Below are 22,794 nucleotides of genomic sequence, written 5' to 3' on the forward strand. Positions count from 1 at the left end.
TTTCACACGAATTCCTTATTCACCGAAATTAGCGGTGGATAGTAAGAAATAACAGAGAAAATCAGGGGTCAATGACCATGCGCACAGATTACTGTGGGAAAATTAATGCGTCCTATATCGGACAGGAAGTGACACTTTGTGGTTGGGTCAATAAACGCCGCGATTTGGGCGGTGTCATCTTTGTTGATTTACGCGATCGCGAAGGCATTGTGCAGGTTGTATTTGATCCCGATCTACCTGATGTTTTGGCCGAAGCTAACAAACTACGTAGCGAGTTCTGCGTTAAGTTAACCGGTAAGGTACGGGCGCGTCCTGAAAGTCAGGTTAACACTCAGATGAACACCGGTGAAATTGAAATCCTGGGGACGGGGTTAGAAATTTTCAGCAAGTCATCCGCACTCCCCTTAGATTGGAACCAGGAAAACTCTGAAGAACAACGTTTAAAATATCGTTACCTCGATCTTCGCCGTCCTTTGATGAGCAATCGCCTGCAGTTCAGAGCAAAAGTTACTGGAGCGGTCCGCCGCTTCCTTGAAGATAGTGGTTTCCTAGACATAGAAACGCCCATCCTGACTAAAGCCACGCCTGAAGGTGCCCGCGACTATTTAGTGCCCAGCCGTACCCATAAGGGTGAGTTCTTTGCATTGCCGCAATCGCCACAACTCTTTAAGCAGTTGTTAATGATGTCAGGCATGGACCGTTATTATCAAATCGTAAAATGTTTTAGAGACGAAGACTTACGTGCGGACCGTCAGCCGGAGTTTACGCAAATCGATTTGGAGACTACTTTCTTAGATGCCGAAGGTGTAATGAGTATCACTGAAAGCATGATCCGTGACTTATTTCAAAAAATGCTGGATGTCGATTTAGGTGATTTTCCCCGCATGACGTATGCCGATGCAATGAAACGTTACGGTAGTGATAAGCCTGATTTGCGTAATCCACTGGAGCTGGTGGATGTAGCTGACTTGCTTAAAGACGTTGACTTTAAGGTTTTCAGTGGTCCGGCAAAGGATCCTAACGGTCGTGTAGCTGTGATTAAGGTGCCTCAGGGTGCAAGCCTCTCACGCAAGCAAATTGACGAATATACAAAGTTCGTTGGTATCTACGGTGCCAAAGGACTAGCGTGGATAAAAGTGAATGATGTGGAGCAGGGGCTTGATGGTTTACAATCTCCTATTCTCAAATTTCTAAACGCAGAGATAGCGACCTCTATTGTTAAGCGCACTAACGCACAAACTGGTGATATCTTATTGTTTGGCGCAGATTCTAACACGGTTGTTACCGAAGCTATGGGTGCGCTTCGACTGAAGCTAGGTGAAGACTTTGAGCTGCTTGAAGGCGATTGGAAACCACTCTGGGTGGTTGACTTCCCTATGTTTGAGGAAATCGATGGTCAGTTCCATGCGCTTCACCATCCGTTCACCTCTCCGCGCGGATTGAGTGCTGAAGCGCTAAAAGCCGACCCCGCCAATGCCTTGTCTGATGCTTACGATATGGTACTAAATGGGGTAGAGTTAGGTGGAGGCTCGGTGCGTATTCATAACCAGGATATGCAGTCAGCGGTATTCTCGATATTAGGTATTAATGAAGAAGAAGCACAGACCAAGTTTGGCTTTTTGCTGGAAGCACTCCAATATGGTGCGCCACCCCATGCCGGTTTGGCATTTGGTTTGGACCGTTTAGTTATGTTGATGACAGGAGCAACTTCTATTCGTGATGTCATGGCATTCCCGAAAACGACCACAGCTGCTTGTCCATTAACGGATGCGCCTAGTCCAGCCAATCCTCAGCAACTGGCAGATCTGGCAATAAAAACCTTGCCCCGTGACAACGGGTAATGTCATTTAAACGCCCTGAATCTGCTTTGGTAGTGCTGTATGATCAGCACTACCGGGTTTTAATTCTACAGCGAGAAGATGATCCCAATTTCTGGCAATCAGTAACGGGTACCTTAGAACACAACGAGAAGCCGATCCAAACTGCCTATCGCGAAGTGTGGGAAGAGACAGGCCTTTGTCTGAGTCCTTCGCAAAACGCTATCAAAGATCATAAACTATCTAACCAATACGAAATAAGGTCTCGATGGCGCTATCGCTATCCACCCGAGACGAAATTTAATACTGAACATGTATTCAGCGCCCAAGTCGATAGTCAAGCACCGATAGTCTTGAGCGAGCATCTCGCTTATAAATGGGTGACAAAATCAGAAGCAATTGCAAAGTTATGGTCACCTTCTAATCAAGATGCGGTAGAAAGGTTTGTGCCAAAGGAAAATTAATGGTAATACTGGGTATAGATCCAGGTTCTCGCATAACGGGCTATGGATTGATAAAGCGACAGGCAGGAAAAATTCACTATGTCGCCAGCGGTTGTATCCGGGTTAAAGGCGACGAACTTGCTCCCAGGCTAGCGCAAATTTATACAGGGGTGAGCGAGATTATTCGTCAGTATCAACCGGATGAATTTGCCATTGAACAAGTGTTTATGGCGCACAATCCCGATTCAGCACTTAAATTGGGGCAAGCGCGAGGTGCTGCGATCGTTGCCGCTACTCAAGGCGAACTTGATGTAGCTGAATATTCTGCAAGACAGATAAAACAAGCCGTAGTGGGCAAAGGCAGTGCCGAAAAAACGCAAGTTCAGCATATGGTACGCCATTTGTTGGCTTTATCGGGAACGCCCCAAGCTGACGCAGCCGATGCGCTGGCTGTCGCACTTTGTCATGCACATACGGCGCAAAGTTTAATTAAGTTGGCCGGACAAGCCAGCAAAACAGTACGCAGACGACTACGTTAATTAAGAAGTATGAAGCAGTAAATATGATCGGAAGAATTCACGGCACGCTACTTGAGAAGCAGCCGCCAAATGTATTAATAGATGTGGGCGGGGTTGGCTATGAAATCCAAATGCCAATGACCAGTTTTTACCAATTACCCGAGGTTGATCAGCAGGTAACCGTGTTCACTCATTTTGTCGTGCGTGAAGATGCGCAATTGTTATTTGGTTTTGCAGATAAAGTAGAACGAGGTTTATTTCGGGAGTTAATTAAAGCGAACGGAGTAGGTCCAAAATTAGGGTTAGCTATTTTATCAGGCATGTCGGCAAGTCAGTTTTTACAATGTGTTCAACAAGGGGACGTATCGGGTTTGACACGACTACCTGGAATTGGCAAAAAAACAGCTGAACGATTGGTAGTGGAGTTAAAAGATAGATTAGCTGACTTTGGTAAAACGCAGAGTATTTCGTTACCTGATATAGACGCCAGACTGACTAATGAAACCGCCACTATTTCACTAAACAATGTTCGTGAAGAAGCACAAAGCGCATTGATTGCCCTTGGCTATAAGCCCGCCCAAGCGAGTAAGATGGTATCAGGCGCGTATAGTGAAGGCATGGCTAGCGAAGAAGTCATCCGCGAAGCGTTGAAAGCAGCGATGTAGGCTTAAACAAATGATTGAAGCAGATAGATTGATAGATCCTCAAGTGTCAACAGAAGAAGAAGTGATAGACCGAGCTATTCGTCCTAAACTTCTCGCTGATTATACCGGCCAGCAGCACGTTTGTGACCAGATGGAAATTTTTATCGAAGCAGCACGAAAAAGAAGTGACGCACTCGATCATTTGCTGATATTTGGCCCGCCCGGATTAGGAAAAACCACTCTTGCCAATATTGTGGCAAACGAAATGGGCGTGAATATTAAAACCACGTCTGGCCCGGTATTGGAAAAAGCCGGTGATCTGGCGGCATTGCTTACAAACCTGGAACGCAATGATGTGTTGTTTATAGATGAAATTCACCGTTTAAGCCCCGTGGTTGAAGAAATTCTGTATCCAGCAATGGAAGACTATCAGCTCGATATTATGATTGGAGAAGGCCCCGCTGCACGTTCTATCAAACTCGATTTGCCTCCTTTCACGTTAATAGGGGCCACGACACGAGCCGGTTCATTAACGTCACCGCTGCGTGACCGTTTTGGTATCGTACAGCGACTCGAGTTTTATAACGTGACTGACCTGACCACTATTGTGCAGCGCAGTGCCGACTATCTGAATATGCAAATGGAAAGCTCAGGCGCTACTGAAATTGCACGACGCTCTCGGGGTACCCCTCGAATTGCTAATCGATTATTACGCAGAGTACGCGACTACGCAGAAATTAAAGCCAACGGAGAGGTTAGCGCAGACGTTGCTGCTAGCGCATTGGATATGTTGGATGTGGATAAAGAAGGTTTCGATTATATGGACCGTAAATTATTGACAGCCATAATTGAAAAATTTGATGGCGGGCCGGTGGGGCTTGATAACTTGGCTGCCGCCATAGGCGAAGAAAAAGAAACCATTGAAGATGTCATCGAGCCGTTTCTTATTCAACAAGGATTTTTACAACGCACGCCAAGAGGTAGAATTGTCTCTCAGCGTGCTTATTTACATTTCGGCTTCCAACCAGAAGCCTAATAAACTGACCATTTGATATGACGGGTGAGGGATTCTAGAGCCGCTACACCTGCCATCGAATTACCCATTTTATTTAGGGCTGGCGACCATACGCAAATTGAAAATCTACCTGGTACGACTGCGATAATGCCGCCGCCAACCCCGCTTTTGCCGGGCAGCCCTACTTTGAAGGCAAAGCTACCAGCTTCATCGTACAGGCCGCTCGTGGCTAACAATGCATTCATTTGTCTGGTTTGATCGCCCGTTAATACTTCTTTTTTGGTCACTGTGCAAAAGCCGCGGTTCGCTAAAAATTGGGTGGCGCGGGCTAAGTCCACACAACTCATTTTGATTGCACAATTCATAAAGTAAGTGCGAAGAACTTCTTCAACATCGTTATTAAAGTTACCGAAAGCCTTCATTAAGTACGACATGGCTGCGTTTCTCGCGCGGTACTCAAATTCCGAATCAGCAACATCAATATCCGCCAAGATAGAGGGGTTGTCTGACAATTTCCTAATGAGATCTCGAAGGGCTACGTGGGGCGCAATTAGGCGAGAGTGCACCATGTCACTTACCACCAACGCCCCTGCATTAATAAAGGGGTTTCTTGGAATACCGTTTTCATATTCCAATTGTACCAGCGAATTGAAGGGCAACCCGGATGGCTCACAGCCTACACGATCCCACAGAGAATTACCGTAGTAGATATACGCTAACACCAGGTTAAAAACTTTAGATATACTTTGAATTGAAAAACCCGTTGTAGCATCTCCAGCGGTAGTGACTTTGCCCTGTGTGTCACAAATAGCGATGCCAAATTGGTTCGGATTCACCTTCGCTAGTTCAGGAATATAGCTGGCGACATTGCCCTTTCCAACAAGTGGCTTCACCTCTTCAAGAATGTCGTTCAACAACTCCTGCATTACTACTCCAATTATTAAATATTGATGTTTGGTTGCTAACCCTAATCGTACCTAACATACGTTATCTATACTGCATCTCTTTTTACAAAATACACATTAAACGCGATGATATTTCGCCAAATTTATGAAATAACTGTAAAAAGCCTGCTAGAAGATTTAAGCATAATTTCCAAGCATTATTTTTATCAATAAAAAAGTTCCTTCTGTTACTACTATATAGGTATCCCATGAGATCGACTCTCAATCCAAGATGCGTGAGAAATATGTAAGGGAGTGTCGTTTTACTTTACAGCTCATGTAATCCTCTCGCGTATATAATACTAAGAGAGATTGCGTGTCGTCTAATAAGTGGTGAATTGAAGGCTAGCATTGGGAAATTGCATATTTTCTAGAGGAGTCATTGGCCTGCTTTAGGTGCAGCTGTAATCCTGGGTGCCTACCAGATTCTAGTTTTGGAATAGATAAGTTGAGTTTGCTAGGGAAGTGAGTGATGTATTTTAACCCGCATTGTTTTCCGCTATGCTTGCTGCTTTTTTAGGTTTACTTCTAGCCAGGCGTGATAAAATAGAGTGTGATTTAAATCTACTTTAGATAGTGGCTGCATGTTTGGGGATTTTTTTCAATTCCTTTTAGTTACTCTACGAATGTTAGGGGCTAGTTTTAACACGGCAATTCGATTTAAAATCTTTCTTTCGTAACTTGTCACATTTTTATTAGTTTATTTTACCAACATCCATCGATGTAGCAAAAGTAGAGCGAAAATAATTGATGAACTTTAGTCATGTTAGTTGAGTTTATTCCACAGTTAACCACGGTAGCGGTAATTGCCATATTTATGGCTATCAGTCCCGGTGCGGATTTTGTGATGATTACGCGCAACAGCATTTTTTACAACAGAAAAACGGGATTGTTTTCTGCGTTAGGTATCAGTATTGCTATATGGTTGCACGTCGCTTATTCCGTGGCAGGGTTGGCAGTTATTATTTCGAGCTCAGTATTATTGTTTTCCATTATTAAATATTGTGGCGCTGCGTACCTTATTTACATGGGATACAAGACATTAAGGGCAAATACAGACCTAGATATTGGTCATTCCCAAGGAAGTATGAGTGCTAAGTCAGCTTTCCGCATAGGTTTTATTACTAATGCGCTAAACCCCAAGACAACGGTTTTCTTTTTAAGTATTTTTACCCAGGTTGTAGATTCAGAGACCCCAATACTTATGCAGATACTTTTTGGTGCAATAATTTCATTAGCGCACTTAGCTTGGTTTAGCTGTGTAGCGATTTTTTTAACCCAGCCGCGACTATTATCAGCATTTAAACAAGGTAAAAACGTCATCGAAAAAGTCGTAGGGGGTGTTTTAGTAGCATTTGGATTAAAAATTGCGGTGCAAACAGGTTGAAAAAGCTATGCAGATAGATGTTCTCTTGACAAGTAAAAGGGCATTGCTCGATAGGTAAATTGCTAAAACCCTCTTCTGCTACCACATAGTCAGGTAGGCTACTGATTGTGCAGCTATTTTCAACAAGCTGGGTAAACGAATGAAATACATTACTAAGTACTAAGATATTGTATGAGACGTCAGCTCCTCTAATTGCGCCAACCGTCAGAGTCTATTCCTTGCTCAATACCCCAAAATAGTCAGACGCGGTGCACTGCAAATGTCAACTCATTTAGCAGGGTCTGTGGCCCAACACCTTAGGGAGGAAATAGCGCGGAGCTAAATTGCTGCAATCTGAAATATAGTTACTCATCTCATGTACAGCTTGCTTATGAGGTATCATTCTCTTTGCCACTCGTTCAATATCTTCAGGAGTACTTTCGCTTAACAATGTTGCTCGAAGCGTTGTCCTGAAAAGCTTATGCAAGGATATACTCTACGTCTCCCTATCACATTTTAACTTTATGATGGACATATTGAGCGAGCAGACACATTGCTTTTCAAAGATACCATTCTTTTTAATAAGCAATTGCATCTGAGACATGTGCAAGACGACAAAGCTAGTACTATACGGCAAATTTTGATCGAATAGTTGTGGGTGAAAATGAAAAAGCGGCTATTCATCGAATGCAATCCACATCTTCGATTGATACCACCCAATTGTTTACCATTCTGGCTGGGAAGTATACATTGTGACATAAGCGAAAATGATGTTGCCTCAAAGCATTCATTTGTAAACCACATCGAGCATTGCATTACAGCCAAAATTTATATTTTGAATAGCAAGATTTTTCGAAGTACGAAAGACTAATTCAACCTGCTTTTAATTTCTTCCATTATTATTTCCACTCGCTTGGGCGTAAATCTTTGTCTTTTTCTGCATAGATACAATCTTTCACACACAGGTATGGGTAATTCGTGTACGCGAATAAGGTGAGGCTTGTCAAACGACTCTACAGCGTATTGAGGTAGTACAGTGAAACCCAGCCCAAGACTAACCGGTTCAGGGATAAGCCCTATTTGGTTACAAAAGCCGGTTTCTTTCACCACCGGATTGGTTGCGTATTCTTGGAAATTAGCACTCAATAACAAGTTTGCATGGTATTTTCCATCCGGATGATTGATAAAGCCTAACTCCTGCAATATCTTCCAGTCAGGTTGGGTTATATTTATAGGTGTCACTACAAGGAGTTTTTCATCTCCGACAGTTTCTGCGAGGATTTCGTGCTCTACAGGTTTATCAGTAGTCAAACCAATATCAGCTAGTGAACGTGTCAAACAATTTACTATTTCTTTATTGGGCGCAAATCGATACGCAATCTTCAATTTCGGGTGGCGTTGCTGAAATTTTAGCAGGTGGGGGTAAAGCTTCAAACCTACGCTGCCTGGCGACATGATACTCACCGTTCCATCGTAGGCAGGATCCGCAGTAACACGATCTGGCATGGTGGATAGAGATTCAATGACGTCTTTGGCTTCTGTATAAAGCTTTCTACCGGTTTCTGACAAGGTGAATTGCTTTCCAGTTCGTTCCAGAACAGAAGCACCTAAATACTCTTCAAGCCTTTTAATATGCTGACTGACGCCAGACTGGGTCATATTTAAATTTTCTGCTGTCCGGGTGAAATGACCTGTTTCAGCAAGTATGCAAAAGGTACGTAACCACGCTGTATTTATCATTACGATATGTACTTAAAAATATAAAATTTGATAATTTCCAATAATCAATCCTGATGTCTACACTTAAAAAAGTCAAACGAACGAGGACTATTTATGAGCAATACATTTCCAAGAACATTTTCACACATAGGTATATCCGTGCCTGATCTGGAAAAAGCAGTTGAATTCTATACCAAGGTTATGGGCTGGTACTTAATCATGCAGCCCACAGAAATAGAAGAAGACAACAGTGCGATAGGAAAAATGTGTACGGATGTATTCGGGAAAGGATGGGGAAGTTTCAAAATTGCTCACTTATCGACAGGGGACCGAATTGGTGTCGAAATATTTCAATTCCCGAATCAGCAAAACCCTGAAGATAATTTCGAATATTGGAAAACGGGTATTTTCCATTTCTGCGTCCAAGATCCGAACTTAGAAGAGTTGGCCGATAAGATAGTTGCTGCGGGTGGCAAAAAGCGTATGGAAAAGCCCCGATACTACTATCCAGGCGAGAAACCATATCGCATGATCTATATGGAAGACCCCTTTGGTAATATCGTTGAAATTTATAGCCATAGTTATGAGTTAACCTATAGTGATGGCGCATACTAGCTTAGCCTTATCAGCGCTGAAAATTGAAAATAAAGCCACCTGAATTTGCGGTGGCTTTAAGCTTTACCCGGTCCAATTAGTATTTGAAATACGCCCTGGATATACCCAAGCTTCCCTTGCTGACTTCGTTGATGCGTACTAAATGCTATGGGGCAATGGCAGAGCGGCGATATAATTTATCGCACATCAGCCTACCCATCAGCTAGGTGAAAGACCCGTATTGCGTTTAAGAAAACCATACTAGCCTGAGAGTAGGGCTAATTGCGACAGGTAAAGGGGGAGCGATAATCTATCTACACTCCAACGCCAGAACAGCGGTAAAACTGTAGACCAATTCAGCGACTATCTTTAATACTCATTTGCACCCAACCTATACTCGCAAAGCGTTCCCAGCAGGCCCGGTATACGCTATTAATCTCACTGGCTGAGTGAGTGCACATAACTCCCAGCAATATGACTAAGTTGGGTACCTGCTGATTAGAGAGAAGTACCGAAAAAGGTGCGCCGAAAAGTTTCCTTCTACCAAGGTACTTTAAAAACCCAGCATCAGTATCCACCCTTGGCTAGAGGGCAGCTGTACCGGTTAATTTTGCCTGGATAAAATAGTGAGATACTGACGAAGCTATCCCTTAATGAAGTATAGTAGGATAGGTTTGAATCTCTAAAGTTCAATAAAGGTTTTCCAGCTTATCTTTGGAATTTTCAAATTTAACGGCAGGGAATTAGTAAATTTTTAGTGAAAATTAAAAATTATTCGAATGCAGAAAGAAAAAAGCCCGCTCAAATTGAACGGGCAAAACAACAAGTGTTGAAGGAAATAAATCCAGGGAACTCATGTCTAACAGGAGAAAAAACTCTTTCACAATCACTAGTTACTTCATGTAACACGTCATGTGCTGTGCGACTGATGCGGTGCATTATAGAGAATTCTGACAGGCTGGCAATTGAGGAAAATTATTTTTTCGCATTAAAAAAACTAATTGGTTAACGCCCTGTTAATATGAGGTGAGAAAATCGTTTAACGCTACGTTTTATAAAGGATTTGACTGAAAAAATATTTCTATTCGGGGCTTGTTTCCTCCCCCTCGTAATATTATCGTAACATTATCAAATGTACCGCAAAGAATAGTTATGCACCAATTTGACGTTCGAGTTTATTATGAAGACACCGATGCAGGTGGGATCGTGTATTATGCGAATTATTTGAAATTTATGGAACGCGCCAGAACTGAGTTGCTTAGAGAGCTCGGCTATGAACAGGATACTTTAATTGAACAATCTGTGGCGTTTGTCGTCAAACGGGTTGAAATGCATAACTATGCGCCTGCACGATTCAATCAACTATTGAGTATTGAAACACAGATTGTAGAATTGAAAGGCGCAAGTGTTACATTCAAACAACAAATAAAAAATTCCGAGGATGATCTTTTAGTGTCAGCGGAAATATTAATAGCCTGTGTGGATCTGGCGAATATGACTGCCAGACGACTGCCACGCTCATTGAAAGGGGATTTAACGCGTGTCATCTGATTTAACCTTCATTGGCCTGTTTCTGCAGGCAAGTTTCATAGTGCAGTTGGTTATGTTACTGCTCATTGGCGTTTCGATTGCGTCATGGACATTCATTTTCCAACGCAGCAAAGCATTAACGAAAGCGCGCAAAGAAATGCGTCAATTTGAAGATAAATTTTGGTCCGGTGCAGATCTAAACCGTCTTTATCAGGAGTTGTCAGCTGGGTCTAATGTATCGGGTATGGCCAGCTTATTTTGTGCGGGGTTTAAAGAGTTCGTGCGGTTACGTAAGAGCAATACAAGTATAAACGGTATTGTAGACGGCACGGACCGAGCTATGCGGGTGAGTATGTCGCGTGAAGTAGAAAGCTTGGAAAGCCATCTACCTTTCCTTGCTACAGCGGGCTCAATCAGTCCCTACATCGGTTTATTTGGAACTGTTTGGGGAATAATGAACGCATTCATCGCGCTGGGGGAAGTGCAACAAGCTACCTTGGCCATGGTGGCGCCCGGTATTGCAGAAGCACTTATTGCAACGGCTATTGGTCTGTTTGCTGCTATTCCTGCCGTTATTGCCTATAACCGTTTCAGTAATCAGGTTGAGAAGCTAGAGAACAGCTACGGTAATTTTATGGAAGAGTTTTCAGCGATACTACATCGTCAAGCGATTGCATCGCACGTTCAAACTCCAACTCAGCAGTAGAGTATAACGTGAGTGGGAGAAAGTAATTATGTATACACGTAAACGTCGTCGTCCGGTTTCGGAAATTAACGTTGTTCCCTATATTGATGTTATGTTGGTGTTGCTGATTATCTTTATGGTAACCGCACCGCTGGTTACCCAAGGAGTTAAAGTTGATTTGCCTAAGGCCAGCGCTGAACCCATCGAACAAGAAGATAACCCACCTTTAATCGCCTCAGTAGATGTACAGGGCCGTTATTATTTGAATATCGGGGAGGATCAAGAGCGAGTTCTGGAGGGTGACGAATTAGCGGCATTAGTGCAGGCGCAATTGCAAAAAGATCCGAAAACGCCTGTTGTGGTAAAAGGCGATGGACAGGTTGCCTATAACGAAATCATTCAGTTAATGGTTTTGTTGCAAGGTGCGGGTGTCCCTTCGGTTGGCCTCATGACGGATCCGGTGGAGCCTGAGTGAAGAAAAAACAGTCGTCACTGTCGCCAGAACAAAAATCATTGCTTCAATCGCTGGGGCTGCACCTTGGGATAGCCCTGCTGTTGCTCATTAGTATCAGTTTTTCACCTGAACCGCTTATGGCACCCACGGAATCTGCTCCTGCAATTCAGGCGACCTTTATTGATGCCCAGGCCATTGCGGATCAAAAACGAGCCCAGCAGCAGGCAGAAGCGCAGGCTCAAGCTGAAGAGGAAAAGAAACGCCGGGCAGCTGAAAGAGAGCGCCAGAGACAGCGTAAAATTAAACAAGAAGCAGAGCGAAAACGTAAACAGGAAGCAGAACGTAAGAAACAACGGGAGTTGCGCGAATTAGCCGCCCAAAAAGCGAGAGAACGGGAAGAACAAGAAAAGAAAGCGAAAGCAGAAGCAGAGCGTAAGCGCAAAGAGGCGCAGGAAAAAGCGGAACTGGAAAGAATTATGCAGCAGCAGCTGGAAGCAGAGCAAGCCGCTCAGCGTCAGCGCAGAGCAAAACAGGTGTTATCTGAAACAGAGCGCTATCAAGCTTTAATACAACAAACCATCAAGCGCTATTTAATTGAAGATGACAGCTTTGATGGAAAATCTTGTCGCTTAAATATCAAGTTGGCTACAACAGGTCTGGTCACCCAGGTCACAATACTAAAAGGCGATCCAGCATTATGCAGAGCAGCTCAAAGTGCAGTATTGAGACCTGATAAAATGCCGATGTCTGATGCACCTGACGTATACGAAAAACTTAAAGACATTAATTTAACAGTGGAACTATAAAATGATGCGAAAATTTCGAGTTTGGCTCACCCTCGCCTTATGTTCAGTTAGTATGCTGGCTCAAGCAACCCTTGAAATAGTCATTACTGAAGGGGTAGATAGCGCACGCCCGATTGGTATAGTCCCATTTAAATGGAAAGGAAATGGACAGCAAGCTGGCGCTATTTCAGATGTTGTTATGGCTGATTTAATGCGCAGCGGTAAATTTAATCCTATTTCGCCAGATAAAATGCCTCAAAAGCCAACTAACGATGGTGAAATTGATTATGCGGCGTGGGCGGCAGCAGGTGTGGATACGGTGTTGGTAGGAACCATTGAAGAACAGTCGGTTGACCGCTACCAGGTTTCCTACGAGTTGATTGATGTCTTACGAGGCCAAATCACCGGCGGTAAATCCCGTGTATTAAGCAACGGGGAATTAGTATCAAGCAAGGACCATATCATCGATTCGAGACAAGCTATTATAAATAGTAAGGACTTTCGTCAATATGCCCACCGTATCAGCGATGTGGTTTATGAAAAACTTACCGGCACGCGCGGAGCCTTTCTTACCCGAATCGCTTACGTAATTGTCCGTGACCGCGAAACACACAAATTGCCCTATCAATTAGTTATCGCGGATTATGATGGTGAAAACGAAACCCGCCTACTTTCATCCCCTGAACCTCTGATGTCACCATCGTGGTCCCCAGACGGCGAAAAATTGGCGTATGTGAGCTTTGAAAATAAAAGACCCCAGATCTTTATTCAAGATATTTACACTATGAAGCGAACGCCTGTAACCGACTTTCCTGGTATCAATGGAAGTCCGGTTTTTTCGCCAGATGGCAAACAACTTGCTATGGTGTTATCGAAAGACGGCAACCCAGAAATTTATGTAATGGATATAGCGAGCAAGGATCTTCGCCGAATTACGCGAAATCGGGCGATTGATACTGAGCCAGCCTGGACTCCGGATGGGAAAAGCCTCATATTTAGTTCGGAACGGGGTGGTAAACCTCAGATTTATAGCGTAAATTTAGCAACAGGAAAGATCAGACGTCAGACGTTTGATGGTGAGCAGAATTTAGGAGGCACAATCACGCCTGACGGAAAGCAGTTAGTGATAGTAAATCGCACGCGCGGAAACTACCATATTGCCAAGCAGGGGATGAATGATGGTGCAATGCAAGTGTTGACCCGTACTTATCTGGACGAATCACCCAGCATCGCGCCGAATGGAAGCATGATTATATATAGCACCCTTCACGAAGGAACTCAGGTTTTGTCCCTGGTTTCCCTTGATGGGCGTTTTAAGGCCAGGTTACCAGCAGCCAATGGGCAAGTGAAATCACCAAGTTGGTCACCATTTTTGTTTTAATAAGCTAAAATCATTGATGAATTGAAAGTAAGGAATAAGAAGATGCAAATGAATAAAATAATGAAAAGCTTCATTATCGCTTTGCCAGTGGTGACTCTAATGGCCTGTTCTTCAGGCCCTAGCGAAGAAGAACTCGCAGCTGAAAGAAACCGTATGGCGCAAGAACAAGCTGAAGCGGAGCAAAGAGCACGAGCTGAAGAAGAGCAACGTGTTCAAGCTGAAGCCGCTCAACGTATGGAGCGTCAACAAGAAATGGTTCAACAACAAATTGATGAGTTGAAGAGAGAACAAACTGTTTACTTCGATTTTGACCGTTCAACCATTAAATCAGAATTCCAAAGCCTTCTTGATAAGCATGCAGAGTTTTTGGTGCAAAATGCTGATCAGAATGTCGTTATTGAGGGCCACACTGACCAGCGCGGTACGCCGGAATATAATATTGCGCTAGGTGAGCGTCGCGCCCAGGCAGTTGAAACGTACTTGCTTAACGCGGGCGTAAGCAGCAACCAAATTTCTACCGTATCTTACGGCGAAGAAAAACCAGCGGTTATGGGCTCAACTGAATACGCACAAGCTCAAAACCGTCGCGGAGTGGTAGTTTACAAATAATGGCTAAAGCAATAACAGACCGAAAGTTATCCGGTTCTATTGCTCGGGGCGCTACCTTGTGTAGCGCCTTGCTCGTTTCTGTAATGGTGAATGCACAAGCGCCTGTTTACGATGTGAACAGTAGCGATAACCGTGGTGTTAATTCCAGCCAAGGGCAGGGGATGCCAACAGGAACAGTAGAGCAGCGGATCGCGGTACTGGAAAGAATGGTTGATAGTCGTACGCAGATGCAACATAGGTTGCAACAACACTTAGACGCAATGCAGGAAGAAATTGATGAACTGCGTGGCGCCGTTGAAGTGCATACGAATCAACTCGAAAAAGTACTGGAAAGACAACGAGAGCTTTATCTGGAAATTGATAAACGCGTTGAAGCGCTTAAACAAGCTGGTGTAGTACCCATTTCCCCCAGCGAAGATATTGGTGCTGTTTCTTCCCAACCTGTTGTAAGACCCTCGGTTAACCAAGAGGATGAAAGCACAGCGTACGACAATGCAGTTAACTTAATTTTGCAGTCACGTGAATATGATAAGGCCATTCCGGCTTTCCAGGCTTTCATACAGCGATTCCCGAACAGTCAATATGCCCCTAATGCGCATTATTGGTTAGGTCAGTTATTGTTCAATAAGCAGGAGTGGGCCCAAGCGCAAGAGCAATTCGAAATTGTATCGAACCGCTTTGCAAACTCTAGTAAACGAGCCGATGCTTTATTAAAATTGGGTGTCATTGCCGAGCGTCAGGATAACCCTGGGCAAGCGCGACAGTTTTATCAGCAAGTAATAGAAATGTACCCTAATTCTTCTGCCAGAAAGTTGGCTGAATCCAGAATTAGTGGTCTATAATTCTTCTTTCATTCACGATATTAAAAAAGCCTCTCTTTTGAGAGGTTTTTCATTTAGTGCTATTTTACCCAACACAGTTTGCCAAAATTTATGTGCAATCTGTAAGCGTTTTGTTTTTATTTTAGGCGTTTGAGCAGGTTTTTTAATAAAACTGAAAATAAATCGCATTTTTAGGTTGCACCTGCGGCTGAAATGGGTAATATATGCCGCCGTTGCCAAGCACTGGCAACAACAAAAAGCGAAGGGTCGTTAGCTCAGTTGGTAGAGCAGTTGACTTTTAATCAATTGGTCGCTGGTTCGAATCCAGCACGACCCACCACTTTTTCGCTTTTATTACTCGTTGATGGGTCGTTAGCTCAGTTGGTAGAGCAGTTGACTTTTAATCAATTGGTCGCTGGTTCGAATCCAGCACGACCCACCATCATCGAGTAGCTTAAATATCTTCTTAAGTTGCCCAATTTTTCCACCAGCCGCTTAAATAAATCCTAAACTTTTAAATTAGGTGTGAACTAGCAACGCTTCTAGATAATAGTAGTTACCAGTTTTTCGCGCATCTTAGAATTTATCTTTCACTTTCCTACTATGACACTATGTTAAGAAATGAACTCTTTAAGACAATCGTGTATAATTTCTGCCGTTGTTTTCCCTGAGCGGTTATTTGAGCTTTAAGTTATGACAGTTTTATTTAGAGTCGACGAAATCGACTATCCCTTTCCTAGCAAACCAGTGCAATTATCTGAAACGCGCAAAAAAGAGCTGCGTGAAGAAATTAAGGTTTTGTTAAAGCAACAAAATGCCGTGATGGTAGCCCATTACTATACCGATCCTGAAATTCAAGCGTTGGCAGAAGAAACGGGTGGGTGTGTGGCTGACTCGCTGGAAATGGCGCGTTTTGGCCGTGATGCAAAAGAACAAACACTCATCGTAGCGGGTGTAAAATTTATGGGCGAAACCGCCAAAATTTTAAGCCCAGAAAAAAATGTGCTTATGCCGACGCTGGAAGCGACCTGTTCACTCGATCTAGGTTGTCCTATCGATAAATTCAGCGACTTCTGTGATGCGCACCCCGATCACACGGTTGTGGTATACGCGAATACTTCCGCAGCAGTTAAAGCTCGAGCTGATTGGGTGGTCACCTCCAGTATCGCCCTTGAAATCGTTGAACACTTAGAAGAACAGGGGAAACCCATCATCTGGGGACCAGACAGGCACCTGGGCGCTTACATTGCGAAAAAAACAGGAGCTGACATGTTAATGTGGCAGGGGGAATGTATCGTTCATGACGAGTTCTCTGCGCAAAAGCTTAACGATATGAAAGCTATATACCCTAATGCGGCCATTCTGGTGCATCCGGAATCACCTGCGAGCGTGGTGCAAATGGCTGACGCAGTGGGTTCGACCAGTCAGTTAATTGCGGCAGCTAAGACTATGGCGAACGATACCTTTATTGTTGCTACTGACAAAGGTATTTTCTATAAAATGCATCAGCAAGCGCCTGATAAAACGTTTATTGAAGCACCTACTGCAGGCAACGGCGCCACATGTAAAAGCTGCGCTCACTGCCCGTGGATGGCAATGAACGGCTTAGAAGCTATTCGAAATGCGCTTACTGAAAATAAAACCGCGCACGAAATCCATGTTGATGAACAATTAAGACGAAAAGCATTAATACCATTAAACCGGATGCTGGACTTTTCTGCTCAATTAAAAGCGAAAAAACCCGTAAACGCATAATATTCAGTCAAATAGTTAAATTTCGGCAGCTTTGACTTGATTCAGCGGGCGTCTTTCCCTACTATACAGCCCGCTTTTAAATGCAATACAGAAAGCATTTGAATGATAAATTTTGAGAGATGGCTGAGTGGGTGAGCATTCGGTTGTCGAAGACAAAGAACAGTGATTTAACATCACTGTTCTAGAAGCGCAACGGCAAGACAGGAGGTCTTGCCTGGGTGACGATCATCAGGGATGTGTTTATGACTACCCGCTTCGAAGAAAAAATTTGGAGAGATGGCTGAGTGGCTGAAGGCGCACGCCTGGAAAGTGTGTATACGTTAATAGCGTATCGAGGGTTCGAATCCCTCTCTCTCCGCCAAATATAAAAAAACCGGCTTTTGCCGGTTTTTTTATGCCCGGTAGAAAGAAGCTTTAAATCCCGGCTACAGGGTTCGTCAAAACGGCAAGACTGCCGTTTTGCTGGACCAAAGGTACCGAAAGGTAGGCTCAACGGGATCCGCGAAATGAATCCCTCTTTCAGCCCGCTATAAACGACCCTGCTAACACAATTTTTGTATCCAAAAGTTAGATGCAAAATACTCTATATCAGTAGGTGAGAACGCCAATGCGTGCGCACTTGCCAATCCATCGAATGAAGACTTGATGAAAAATCACGATATCTCTTCCGACAGAGCGATATTCGAAACTGCTTTTTAGGTCGATACGTTTCTATGTATGCTTTTCTTGTAGAAACTACACTATTGATTTTGTTCTTTACTGAGTTGTAGTAGCCAATTTTCCACTTCGTGAATCAACAAGCATTTCTTCGGCACCTCTTAATTAGATAAAGTAAATAAGAATGAGGAGGAGCGTACGAGCGGAAAACGCTATTTATAAAGATTTAGAATCAGGGCGGTCATACAAGTTGTCGACGGCCTCCATACCATATTACGTGCATTAAGAGGTGTATAACCTTCTTTTCAATCGCCGGCTAATCTCCGATAGTTTTTCTTTGCTTTGAGGCAGTAACCTCGGCCCGAACATTCCGCTAGGCGTTGACAACTCGTACCGATCCGGTCCGAGTCAGCGTGTCAGTCTCGATCTTAGCGGGGGCTCCAACCAGCCAACTTCCCTATGATGACCAGCGGCGTAAGGATAAAGTACGTGCTTATGTTTAAGTAAGGTGTTTTAGGTGCGTATCATACTTTTGCTGAATCGGCTAGGCTAAATCCTTATTCGTCTGTAGCAGGTCTGGAAAAGTGCCTCACTAATCACTTAAGTTGGTCCGTTTTATGGTTATCTGTCAAAACGTCTTCAAATAAGCTGAATCTCGATACTTATTCCAATGGACTATAAATGTTGTCATCTATAGCGAGTGAGGCTTGCGAAGTATGAAAATGTAATTCATCACTCGTATTCCATTCCATTAAGGTTACTTGCCAGGGGTTGGTACATCTTTAACTTTCACTTCTTTCTCGTCAGTTACTTCTTCTGCTTCTTTTCTCTCTTCCTGAGATGGCGCTTCACCACTTTGCTGCTTTTTCATCTCTGGAGTGAAGACTAGTTCAGAAAATAATGGGAAATGATCCGAACCAATCGACGGCAATCGCTTGATTTGCTTTATAGTAAAGTGGCTGCTGTGGAATAAGTGGTCCAATGGCCAGCGAAGAAATGGATAATCTGCGTGGAAAGTATTAAACATGCCTCGGCCTATGCGAGGATCAAGCAAACCACTAATTTTGCGAAACATTTGAGTAGTCGCAGACCATGCCACATCGTTTAAATCGCCAGTGACAATGATTGGCGAATCGTCTTTCACTACACTTTTCGCTACCACGATCAGTTCAGCGTCGCGCTCTGCTGACTCCGGATTCTCCGTAGGACTCGGCGGCGCAGGATGCAAAAAATGCACACGTACCCGGGCTCCATTGTCCATTACCAATAACGCATGCATTGACGGAATATCGTCTTCAACTAAGTAGGACGTTTCGACTTCCTCTAAGGGAAGTCGTGAATACACATGCATACCGTACAAATTATCTAGCGGGCATTTGATAGTATGGGGCATCTCAGTTTCAACGGCGTCTAACTTATCTTGCCACCATTTGTCCGATTCTAAGGTGACTAATATGTCAGGCTCGTATTCCGTGACCAGCTCCAGTAATGCGTCGGCGTTTTTATTGGGTGTTAAGACATTAGACGTTAAGATTTTCAACGTCACGTTTGCAGCATTTGTCTGTGCAGACTTTACTTCGACAGGAAAAAGGGGCGAATAAGGTAGAATCCACTTCAGCTGCCAACCTAAGCAACCGATGGTTAACGCTGCTGAGGTTAGGTAGAGGGGGTCAGAAAGATCGAAAAAAATCAGTTGCAAAATGAATAATAAACATGCTATCGCTGCTAGCTGAAGCCGGGGAAAGTCCATACCTCTGACGAACCAATGGGGATTTCGCCACAAGGGAAGTAATGTGGCAACTACCACAATTAGCGTAAATATTAGGATAGCTGTCACCATAGTTCTATTGACTCCATCATCTATAATTCAACTTTTTTACCGCGCTTAATTGAACATATGGTACTTAATGCGAATTAGCGGAAAACAACTCTTCCGATACCTTTTTCAGTTAGTACCTGCTCATATCTAGCCGTAATTAGCATAGTTAGGCGAATGTAATAGCTTAGTCCATAAATACAAATAAAACTGCGCGCGCATTCCCGCCCTAGCGCTGGGCAGCAAAGTAATCACTTAATTACTGTGAAATTGATTCGCCGTACACGACGTTAACATTCCATCTCAAGATTAAAAACGAGAAGGCATATCCGACTATACGCATAGTGACGATTTCTTTTTTATGAACTATGGTAAATACATAAACTTTTTAGACTTAAGGAGAACAACACAAAATATACGGCGCTTATCGACACGCGTAGTGATAAGTAAAGGTTCACTAATTAGACTAAAAGAGTGGAACATGGACTTAACAGGGTTATTAATATTTCTCCTAATCGGGGCGGTCGCCGGTTGGATAGCTGGACAAATTATGAAGGGGGGCGGTTTTGGTCTTATAGGTAATATTATCGTCGGAATTATCGGGGCGGTGTTAGGCGGTTTTCTTTTCAGTGTGATGGGAATTGCCATGGGCGGAATTATAGGCTCAATCGTCACTGCAGTCATCGGCGCTGTGGTACTGCTATTTATCGTTGGTTTAATTAAGAAGGGATGACTTAAGGTACTAATGGCGGACAGTGGAAGTCCGACGGCTATTTATTAGCAATGGCAGTCGCATCACACGAACCTCCTCCTAATTAGTATACTGAATCACAATACTGGCAACTTTCCGTGCTGCTTTCTGACTACCCTTATTAGTCAACTAAAAAGCGCGACAGTTATTTTTTAATGAAGCATGCTTACGACTCGCTTTCCACTGCCTGCATCAATTGCGCTGCTAATGCCTTTAACAAGGCAAGCTCTGTTTGAGATATACGGCGAGGTTTAGTGTCGATGACACATAAGCTCCCCACCGCATGACCGGATCTAGTGCGTAGTGGAATACCAGCATAAAAACGGATCCCCCGGCTCTTTAGAAAAGGGTTGTTAGCAAAACGCTTATCTTTCGCTAGATCTTCGATGACGAGCGGCTGGTTTTCTGATACGACATGTCCGCACACTGAGGTGTCGCGAGCCGATTCCCCCGCCATCGCTAAATCTTCTGGCAACCCAAATTGAGATTTCCAAAACTGTCTATCTGAATCAATAATAGAAATGAGCGAAATAGGCACGCTAAACGTCTTTGCCAATGCACGAGTAACATTGTCAAAAATTTCAACTGGTTGTCCTTCAAGTAAACCTAATTTATTAACCTCAGCGAGACGTTCTTGTTCGTCATCAGGAATTTCGGCGGGAGAGTAGGCTATATCTTGCGGTATTGTAAGTATGTTTTCGAGGCGTTCAAGCGCATCGGAAATGGTCGTCACCACCGTAGCATCCGAAACTTTAGTCATTCTACTTTGCAGTGCATTTGCCTGAGCGGTCGGGCTCCAGACTCCGATAATACACTTCAATCCTGGGCAGCTTGTCCGTAGACGTCGACTCAATTGGCGTGCAGGCACAAAAGCATCAGGGGGAACAGCTGAGATGAAAACTACCTCAATGTTTTCAGTTTGAATTAGTTCTGCACACTTATTCGGTAGACTGGTCGCTGAATGAAGTTTTGAAGGCCAGCCCTTTTTTTCCATTGCCCAAGCTAAAATTTTCGCACCTAATTCATCCATATCGTCCTTAGCGGGTACGATCAGAATCTTCGCAGCTTGTGATAATGGGCAGGTAGATGTTTCGCCTTCTTCGTTTAGCTCTTCAAGCAATTCAATGGTATTTTGCAATATGAATGTCTGACGAACCTCCGCCAAATCTCCCATGTGTCTATCAGCTTCCGCTTCATTGAGTGCGGGGATTAGAAGATCGTCATAAAATTCGAGTAGTGAATTTTCTTTCACAAACTGCTGAGAAACCAAAAGCACGTCGTCATAGTCCATCGCCAACATGCGTTGATACAAACGTTCATGGGGTTTAAGAGCAGGTACACTTCCTAATAGAACGCTTATAAAATTCAAACTGGGTATATAATTGCCCATTACCACTAGGCATACGGTCAACGGCGTAGATAAGAAAAGTCCCACTGGCCCCCAAAGCCATGTCCAAAAAACTGCGGCAACCATCAATGCAAAATTCGACGTGCCCGTGCTTACACCGTACAGCCATGGTTCAATGATGTTGTTGCTAATGACTTCCAGGGTAAGAAAAAGTCCTAGCGTCATCAATAGTAGCGACCATCCTGGCTCAATGGCAAATGCCAGAGCTAAGGGAAATACGGCTGCGATCCAGGGGCCTAAATAAGGGATGAAGCGTAATAAGATGGCCAGGAGACCCCATAAAAAAGCATTTGGAATACCAATTAAATAAAGACCAATACCAATGGGAATGCCGTAAGATGCATTGACCAGAAGTTGCATCAACAAATAGCGCGAAATGCGTTTCGCCGCATCGTCTATCGCTTCAGTTGCAACGTTCAGACTACCCCCGCCGATGATTCTTACGAACCGCTCACGCAAATCTTCGCGCTGAAATAAAATCACGATAACAAATATGGCGATCAATGCTGTCGTGCCAAGTGGGCCGACAAACGGCCCAACAAGTTGTGCCGTGGATTCTAGAAAACTCTGTTTGACGGGCCTTATTTCTACGGCTATTGGTTGAGGCGCGTTATCACTCTCATCGGTCTGAGCAACGTCGGAGGGAGCGTTTTTGGGTGAATGCTTTTCTAATTCTTTGCGAAGGTTTTCTACCACATCACCTGCGCGAGTGAGCGGGTTATCAGTGCCTTGCGCTGAATTAATCTGACGAATTTTTGTTCTTAATGTTTCTTCATATTGAGGAAGCTGTTCGGCAAGACTGACGACCTGAACGCTCACGCTCCAAGCTAGCGCAGCAATAACACTGAATGCGATAACCACCGTCGATATAATGGCCAACACTCTGGGAAAGCCGCAACGTTGTAAGCGACTTACAATGGGCGCTAATAGAAACGTCAGCATGATAGCCACTGCCACGGGCAGAATAACGACTTTAGCGAAATACAATATGGCCACTACCACGAACCCACTAATCAGCGTCAAAGCCGTTTTTTGCTCTGCGCGTGTGCTTGAAAGCGTTCGCGTTTCTTTCACAATATAGA

Annotated in this window: 20 protein-coding genes and 3 tRNA genes; 19 read left to right on the forward strand and 4 right to left on the reverse strand. The window is 43.9% G+C overall.

The window, feature by feature from the left end:
- Positions 1-77 precede the first annotated feature (77 nt).
- Genes aspS through ruvB form a run of 5 tightly spaced genes read left to right on the forward strand, consistent with a single transcriptional unit; the run spans position 78 to position 4,458 of the window.
- Positions 78-1,841, forward strand: coding sequence for an aspartate--tRNA ligase (gene aspS / locus OPS28_RS06590; protein ID WP_265608667.1), 1,764 nt, complete (start codon positions 78-80; stop codon positions 1,839-1,841).
- Positions 1,841-2,281: a dihydroneopterin triphosphate diphosphatase gene (gene nudB / locus OPS28_RS06595; RefSeq protein ID WP_265608668.1), complete on the forward strand. Its 441-nt coding sequence runs from the start codon at positions 1,841-1,843 to the stop codon at positions 2,279-2,281. Before aspS ends, nudB begins: the two co-directional genes overlap by 1 nt.
- The gene (gene ruvC / locus OPS28_RS06600; RefSeq protein ID WP_265608669.1) at positions 2,281-2,799 is read left to right on the forward strand and encodes a crossover junction endodeoxyribonuclease RuvC; all 519 of its coding nucleotides are present in this window, start codon (positions 2,281-2,283) and stop codon (positions 2,797-2,799) included. The genes nudB and ruvC overlap by 1 nt, the downstream gene beginning before the upstream one ends.
- Positions 2,800-2,822: 23 nt before the next feature.
- Positions 2,823-3,443, forward strand: a complete 621-nt coding sequence (gene ruvA, locus OPS28_RS06605; protein WP_265608670.1) for a Holliday junction branch migration protein RuvA — start codon at positions 2,823-2,825, stop codon at positions 3,441-3,443.
- Between the two features lie 10 nt (positions 3,444-3,453).
- Positions 3,454-4,458, forward strand: coding sequence for a Holliday junction branch migration DNA helicase RuvB (gene ruvB / locus OPS28_RS06610; RefSeq protein ID WP_265608671.1), 1,005 nt, complete (start codon positions 3,454-3,456; stop codon positions 4,456-4,458).
- Here ruvB and glsB read toward each other — a convergent pair.
- On the reverse strand, positions 4,455-5,363 hold the full coding sequence (gene glsB, locus OPS28_RS06615; protein ID WP_265608672.1) for a glutaminase B: 909 nt from the start codon (positions 5,361-5,363) through the stop codon (positions 4,455-4,457). The genes ruvB and glsB overlap by 4 nt on opposite strands.
- A gap of 781 nt (positions 5,364-6,144) precedes the next feature.
- On the opposite strand from glsB, the gene OPS28_RS06620 reads away from it, so the two are divergent.
- Positions 6,145-6,768 (forward strand): LysE family translocator, encoded by a 624-nt coding sequence (locus OPS28_RS06620; protein ID WP_265608673.1) that lies wholly within the window; start codon positions 6,145-6,147, stop codon positions 6,766-6,768.
- 846 nt (positions 6,769-7,614) lie between these two features.
- Here the strand turns inward: OPS28_RS06620 and OPS28_RS06625 are convergent.
- Positions 7,615-8,487: a LysR family transcriptional regulator gene (locus tag OPS28_RS06625; RefSeq protein WP_265608674.1), complete on the reverse strand. Its 873-nt coding sequence runs from the start codon at positions 8,485-8,487 to the stop codon at positions 7,615-7,617.
- Positions 8,488-8,580: 93 nt separating this feature from the next.
- On the opposite strand from OPS28_RS06625, the gene OPS28_RS06630 reads away from it, so the two are divergent.
- The 12 genes from OPS28_RS06630 (at position 8,581) to OPS28_RS06685 (ending at position 17,441) form a co-directional block, all read left to right on the forward strand.
- Complete coding sequence (locus OPS28_RS06630; RefSeq protein WP_265608675.1) at positions 8,581-9,081, forward strand: lactoylglutathione lyase family protein; 501 nt, start codon at positions 8,581-8,583, stop codon at positions 9,079-9,081.
- Between the two features lie 1,131 nt (positions 9,082-10,212).
- Positions 10,213-10,611 carry a tol-pal system-associated acyl-CoA thioesterase gene (gene ybgC, locus OPS28_RS06635; protein ID WP_265608676.1) on the forward strand — a complete coding sequence of 133 codons (399 nt, stop codon included), beginning with the start codon at positions 10,213-10,215 and terminating at the stop codon, positions 10,609-10,611.
- Positions 10,601-11,296 carry a protein TolQ gene (gene tolQ / locus OPS28_RS06640; RefSeq protein ID WP_265608677.1) on the forward strand — a complete coding sequence of 232 codons (696 nt, stop codon included), beginning with the start codon at positions 10,601-10,603 and terminating at the stop codon, positions 11,294-11,296. The genes ybgC and tolQ overlap by 11 nt, the downstream gene beginning before the upstream one ends.
- Positions 11,297-11,324: 28 nt before the next feature.
- Positions 11,325-11,750, forward strand: a complete 426-nt coding sequence (gene tolR / locus OPS28_RS06645) for a protein TolR (RefSeq protein WP_265608678.1) — start codon at positions 11,325-11,327, stop codon at positions 11,748-11,750.
- On the forward strand, positions 11,747-12,535 hold the full coding sequence (gene tolA / locus OPS28_RS06650; RefSeq protein WP_265608679.1) for a cell envelope integrity protein TolA: 789 nt from the start codon (positions 11,747-11,749) through the stop codon (positions 12,533-12,535). Before tolR ends, tolA begins: the two co-directional genes overlap by 4 nt.
- Before the next feature lie 52 nt (positions 12,536-12,587).
- Positions 12,588-13,895, forward strand: coding sequence for a Tol-Pal system beta propeller repeat protein TolB (tolB, locus tag OPS28_RS06655; RefSeq protein ID WP_442863973.1), 1,308 nt, complete (start codon positions 12,588-12,590; stop codon positions 13,893-13,895).
- A 42-nt stretch (positions 13,896-13,937) separates the two neighbouring features.
- A complete protein-coding gene (gene pal, locus OPS28_RS06660; RefSeq protein ID WP_265608680.1) occupies positions 13,938-14,504 on the forward strand; it encodes a peptidoglycan-associated lipoprotein Pal in 567 nt (188 codons plus the stop codon).
- Complete coding sequence (gene ybgF, locus OPS28_RS06665; RefSeq protein WP_265608681.1) at positions 14,504-15,346, forward strand: tol-pal system protein YbgF; 843 nt, start codon at positions 14,504-14,506, stop codon at positions 15,344-15,346. The genes pal and ybgF overlap by 1 nt, the downstream gene beginning before the upstream one ends.
- Positions 15,347-15,589: 243 nt before the next feature.
- Positions 15,590-15,665: transfer RNA gene (locus OPS28_RS06670), tRNA-Lys, on the forward strand.
- Between the two features lie 26 nt (positions 15,666-15,691).
- Positions 15,692-15,767, forward strand: a tRNA-Lys gene (locus tag OPS28_RS06675).
- A 251-nt stretch (positions 15,768-16,018) separates the two neighbouring features.
- Positions 16,019-17,080, forward strand: a complete 1,062-nt coding sequence (gene nadA, locus OPS28_RS06680) for a quinolinate synthase NadA (protein ID WP_265608682.1) — start codon at positions 16,019-16,021, stop codon at positions 17,078-17,080.
- A gap of 270 nt (positions 17,081-17,350) precedes the next feature.
- Positions 17,351-17,441, forward strand: a tRNA-Ser gene (locus tag OPS28_RS06685).
- Between the two features lie 1,053 nt (positions 17,442-18,494).
- On the opposite strand, the gene OPS28_RS06690 is transcribed toward OPS28_RS06685, so the two are convergent.
- Complete coding sequence (locus OPS28_RS06690) at positions 18,495-19,577, reverse strand: endonuclease/exonuclease/phosphatase family protein (protein WP_265608683.1); 1,083 nt, start codon at positions 19,575-19,577, stop codon at positions 18,495-18,497.
- Positions 19,578-20,034: 457 nt separating this feature from the next.
- Between OPS28_RS06690 and OPS28_RS06695 the strand changes: the two genes are divergently transcribed.
- On the forward strand, positions 20,035-20,286 hold the full coding sequence (locus OPS28_RS06695) for a GlsB/YeaQ/YmgE family stress response membrane protein (RefSeq protein WP_265608684.1): 252 nt from the start codon (positions 20,035-20,037) through the stop codon (positions 20,284-20,286).
- Between the two features lie 184 nt (positions 20,287-20,470).
- On the opposite strand, the gene OPS28_RS06700 is transcribed toward OPS28_RS06695, so the two are convergent.
- Entirely contained in the window at positions 20,471-22,786 is a 2,316-nt protein-coding gene (locus OPS28_RS06700) for an AI-2E family transporter (protein WP_265608685.1), read from the reverse strand.
- Between the last annotated feature and the right edge of the window lie 8 nt (positions 22,787-22,794).

Origin of the sequence: Alteromonas sp. ASW11-130 (assembly GCF_026183735.1) — a bacterium.
Taxonomy (GTDB): domain Bacteria; phylum Pseudomonadota; class Gammaproteobacteria; order Enterobacterales; family Alteromonadaceae; genus Alteromonas.

Excerpts from the sequence above, each read along its gene's own strand:
- aspS (WP_265608667.1), top strand. The coding sequence starts at position 78 with ATGCGCACAGATTACTGTGGGAAAATTAATGCGTCCTATATCGGACAG.
- nudB (WP_265608668.1), top strand. The coding sequence starts at position 1,841 with ATGTCATTTAAACGCCCTGAATCTGCTTTGGTAGTGCTGTATGATCAG.
- ruvC (WP_265608669.1), top strand. The coding sequence starts at position 2,281 with ATGGTAATACTGGGTATAGATCCAGGTTCTCGCATAACGGGCTATGGA.
- ruvA (WP_265608670.1), top strand. The coding sequence starts at position 2,823 with ATGATCGGAAGAATTCACGGCACGCTACTTGAGAAGCAGCCGCCAAAT.
- ruvB (WP_265608671.1), top strand. The coding sequence starts at position 3,454 with ATGATTGAAGCAGATAGATTGATAGATCCTCAAGTGTCAACAGAAGAA.
- glsB (WP_265608672.1), bottom strand. The coding sequence starts at position 5,363 with ATGCAGGAGTTGTTGAACGACATTCTTGAAGAGGTGAAGCCACTTGTT.
- OPS28_RS06620 (WP_265608673.1), top strand. The coding sequence starts at position 6,145 with ATGTTAGTTGAGTTTATTCCACAGTTAACCACGGTAGCGGTAATTGCC.
- OPS28_RS06625 (WP_265608674.1), bottom strand. The coding sequence starts at position 8,487 with ATGATAAATACAGCGTGGTTACGTACCTTTTGCATACTTGCTGAAACA.
- OPS28_RS06630 (WP_265608675.1), top strand. The coding sequence starts at position 8,581 with ATGAGCAATACATTTCCAAGAACATTTTCACACATAGGTATATCCGTG.
- ybgC (WP_265608676.1), top strand. The coding sequence starts at position 10,213 with ATGCACCAATTTGACGTTCGAGTTTATTATGAAGACACCGATGCAGGT.
- tolR (WP_265608678.1), top strand. The coding sequence starts at position 11,325 with ATGTATACACGTAAACGTCGTCGTCCGGTTTCGGAAATTAACGTTGTT.
- tolB (WP_442863973.1), top strand. The coding sequence starts at position 12,588 with ATGCTGGCTCAAGCAACCCTTGAAATAGTCATTACTGAAGGGGTAGAT.
- pal (WP_265608680.1), top strand. The coding sequence starts at position 13,938 with ATGCAAATGAATAAAATAATGAAAAGCTTCATTATCGCTTTGCCAGTG.
- ybgF (WP_265608681.1), top strand. The coding sequence starts at position 14,504 with ATGGCTAAAGCAATAACAGACCGAAAGTTATCCGGTTCTATTGCTCGG.
- nadA (WP_265608682.1), top strand. The coding sequence starts at position 16,019 with ATGACAGTTTTATTTAGAGTCGACGAAATCGACTATCCCTTTCCTAGC.
- OPS28_RS06690 (WP_265608683.1), bottom strand. The coding sequence starts at position 19,577 with ATGGTGACAGCTATCCTAATATTTACGCTAATTGTGGTAGTTGCCACA.
- OPS28_RS06695 (WP_265608684.1), top strand. The coding sequence starts at position 20,035 with ATGGACTTAACAGGGTTATTAATATTTCTCCTAATCGGGGCGGTCGCC.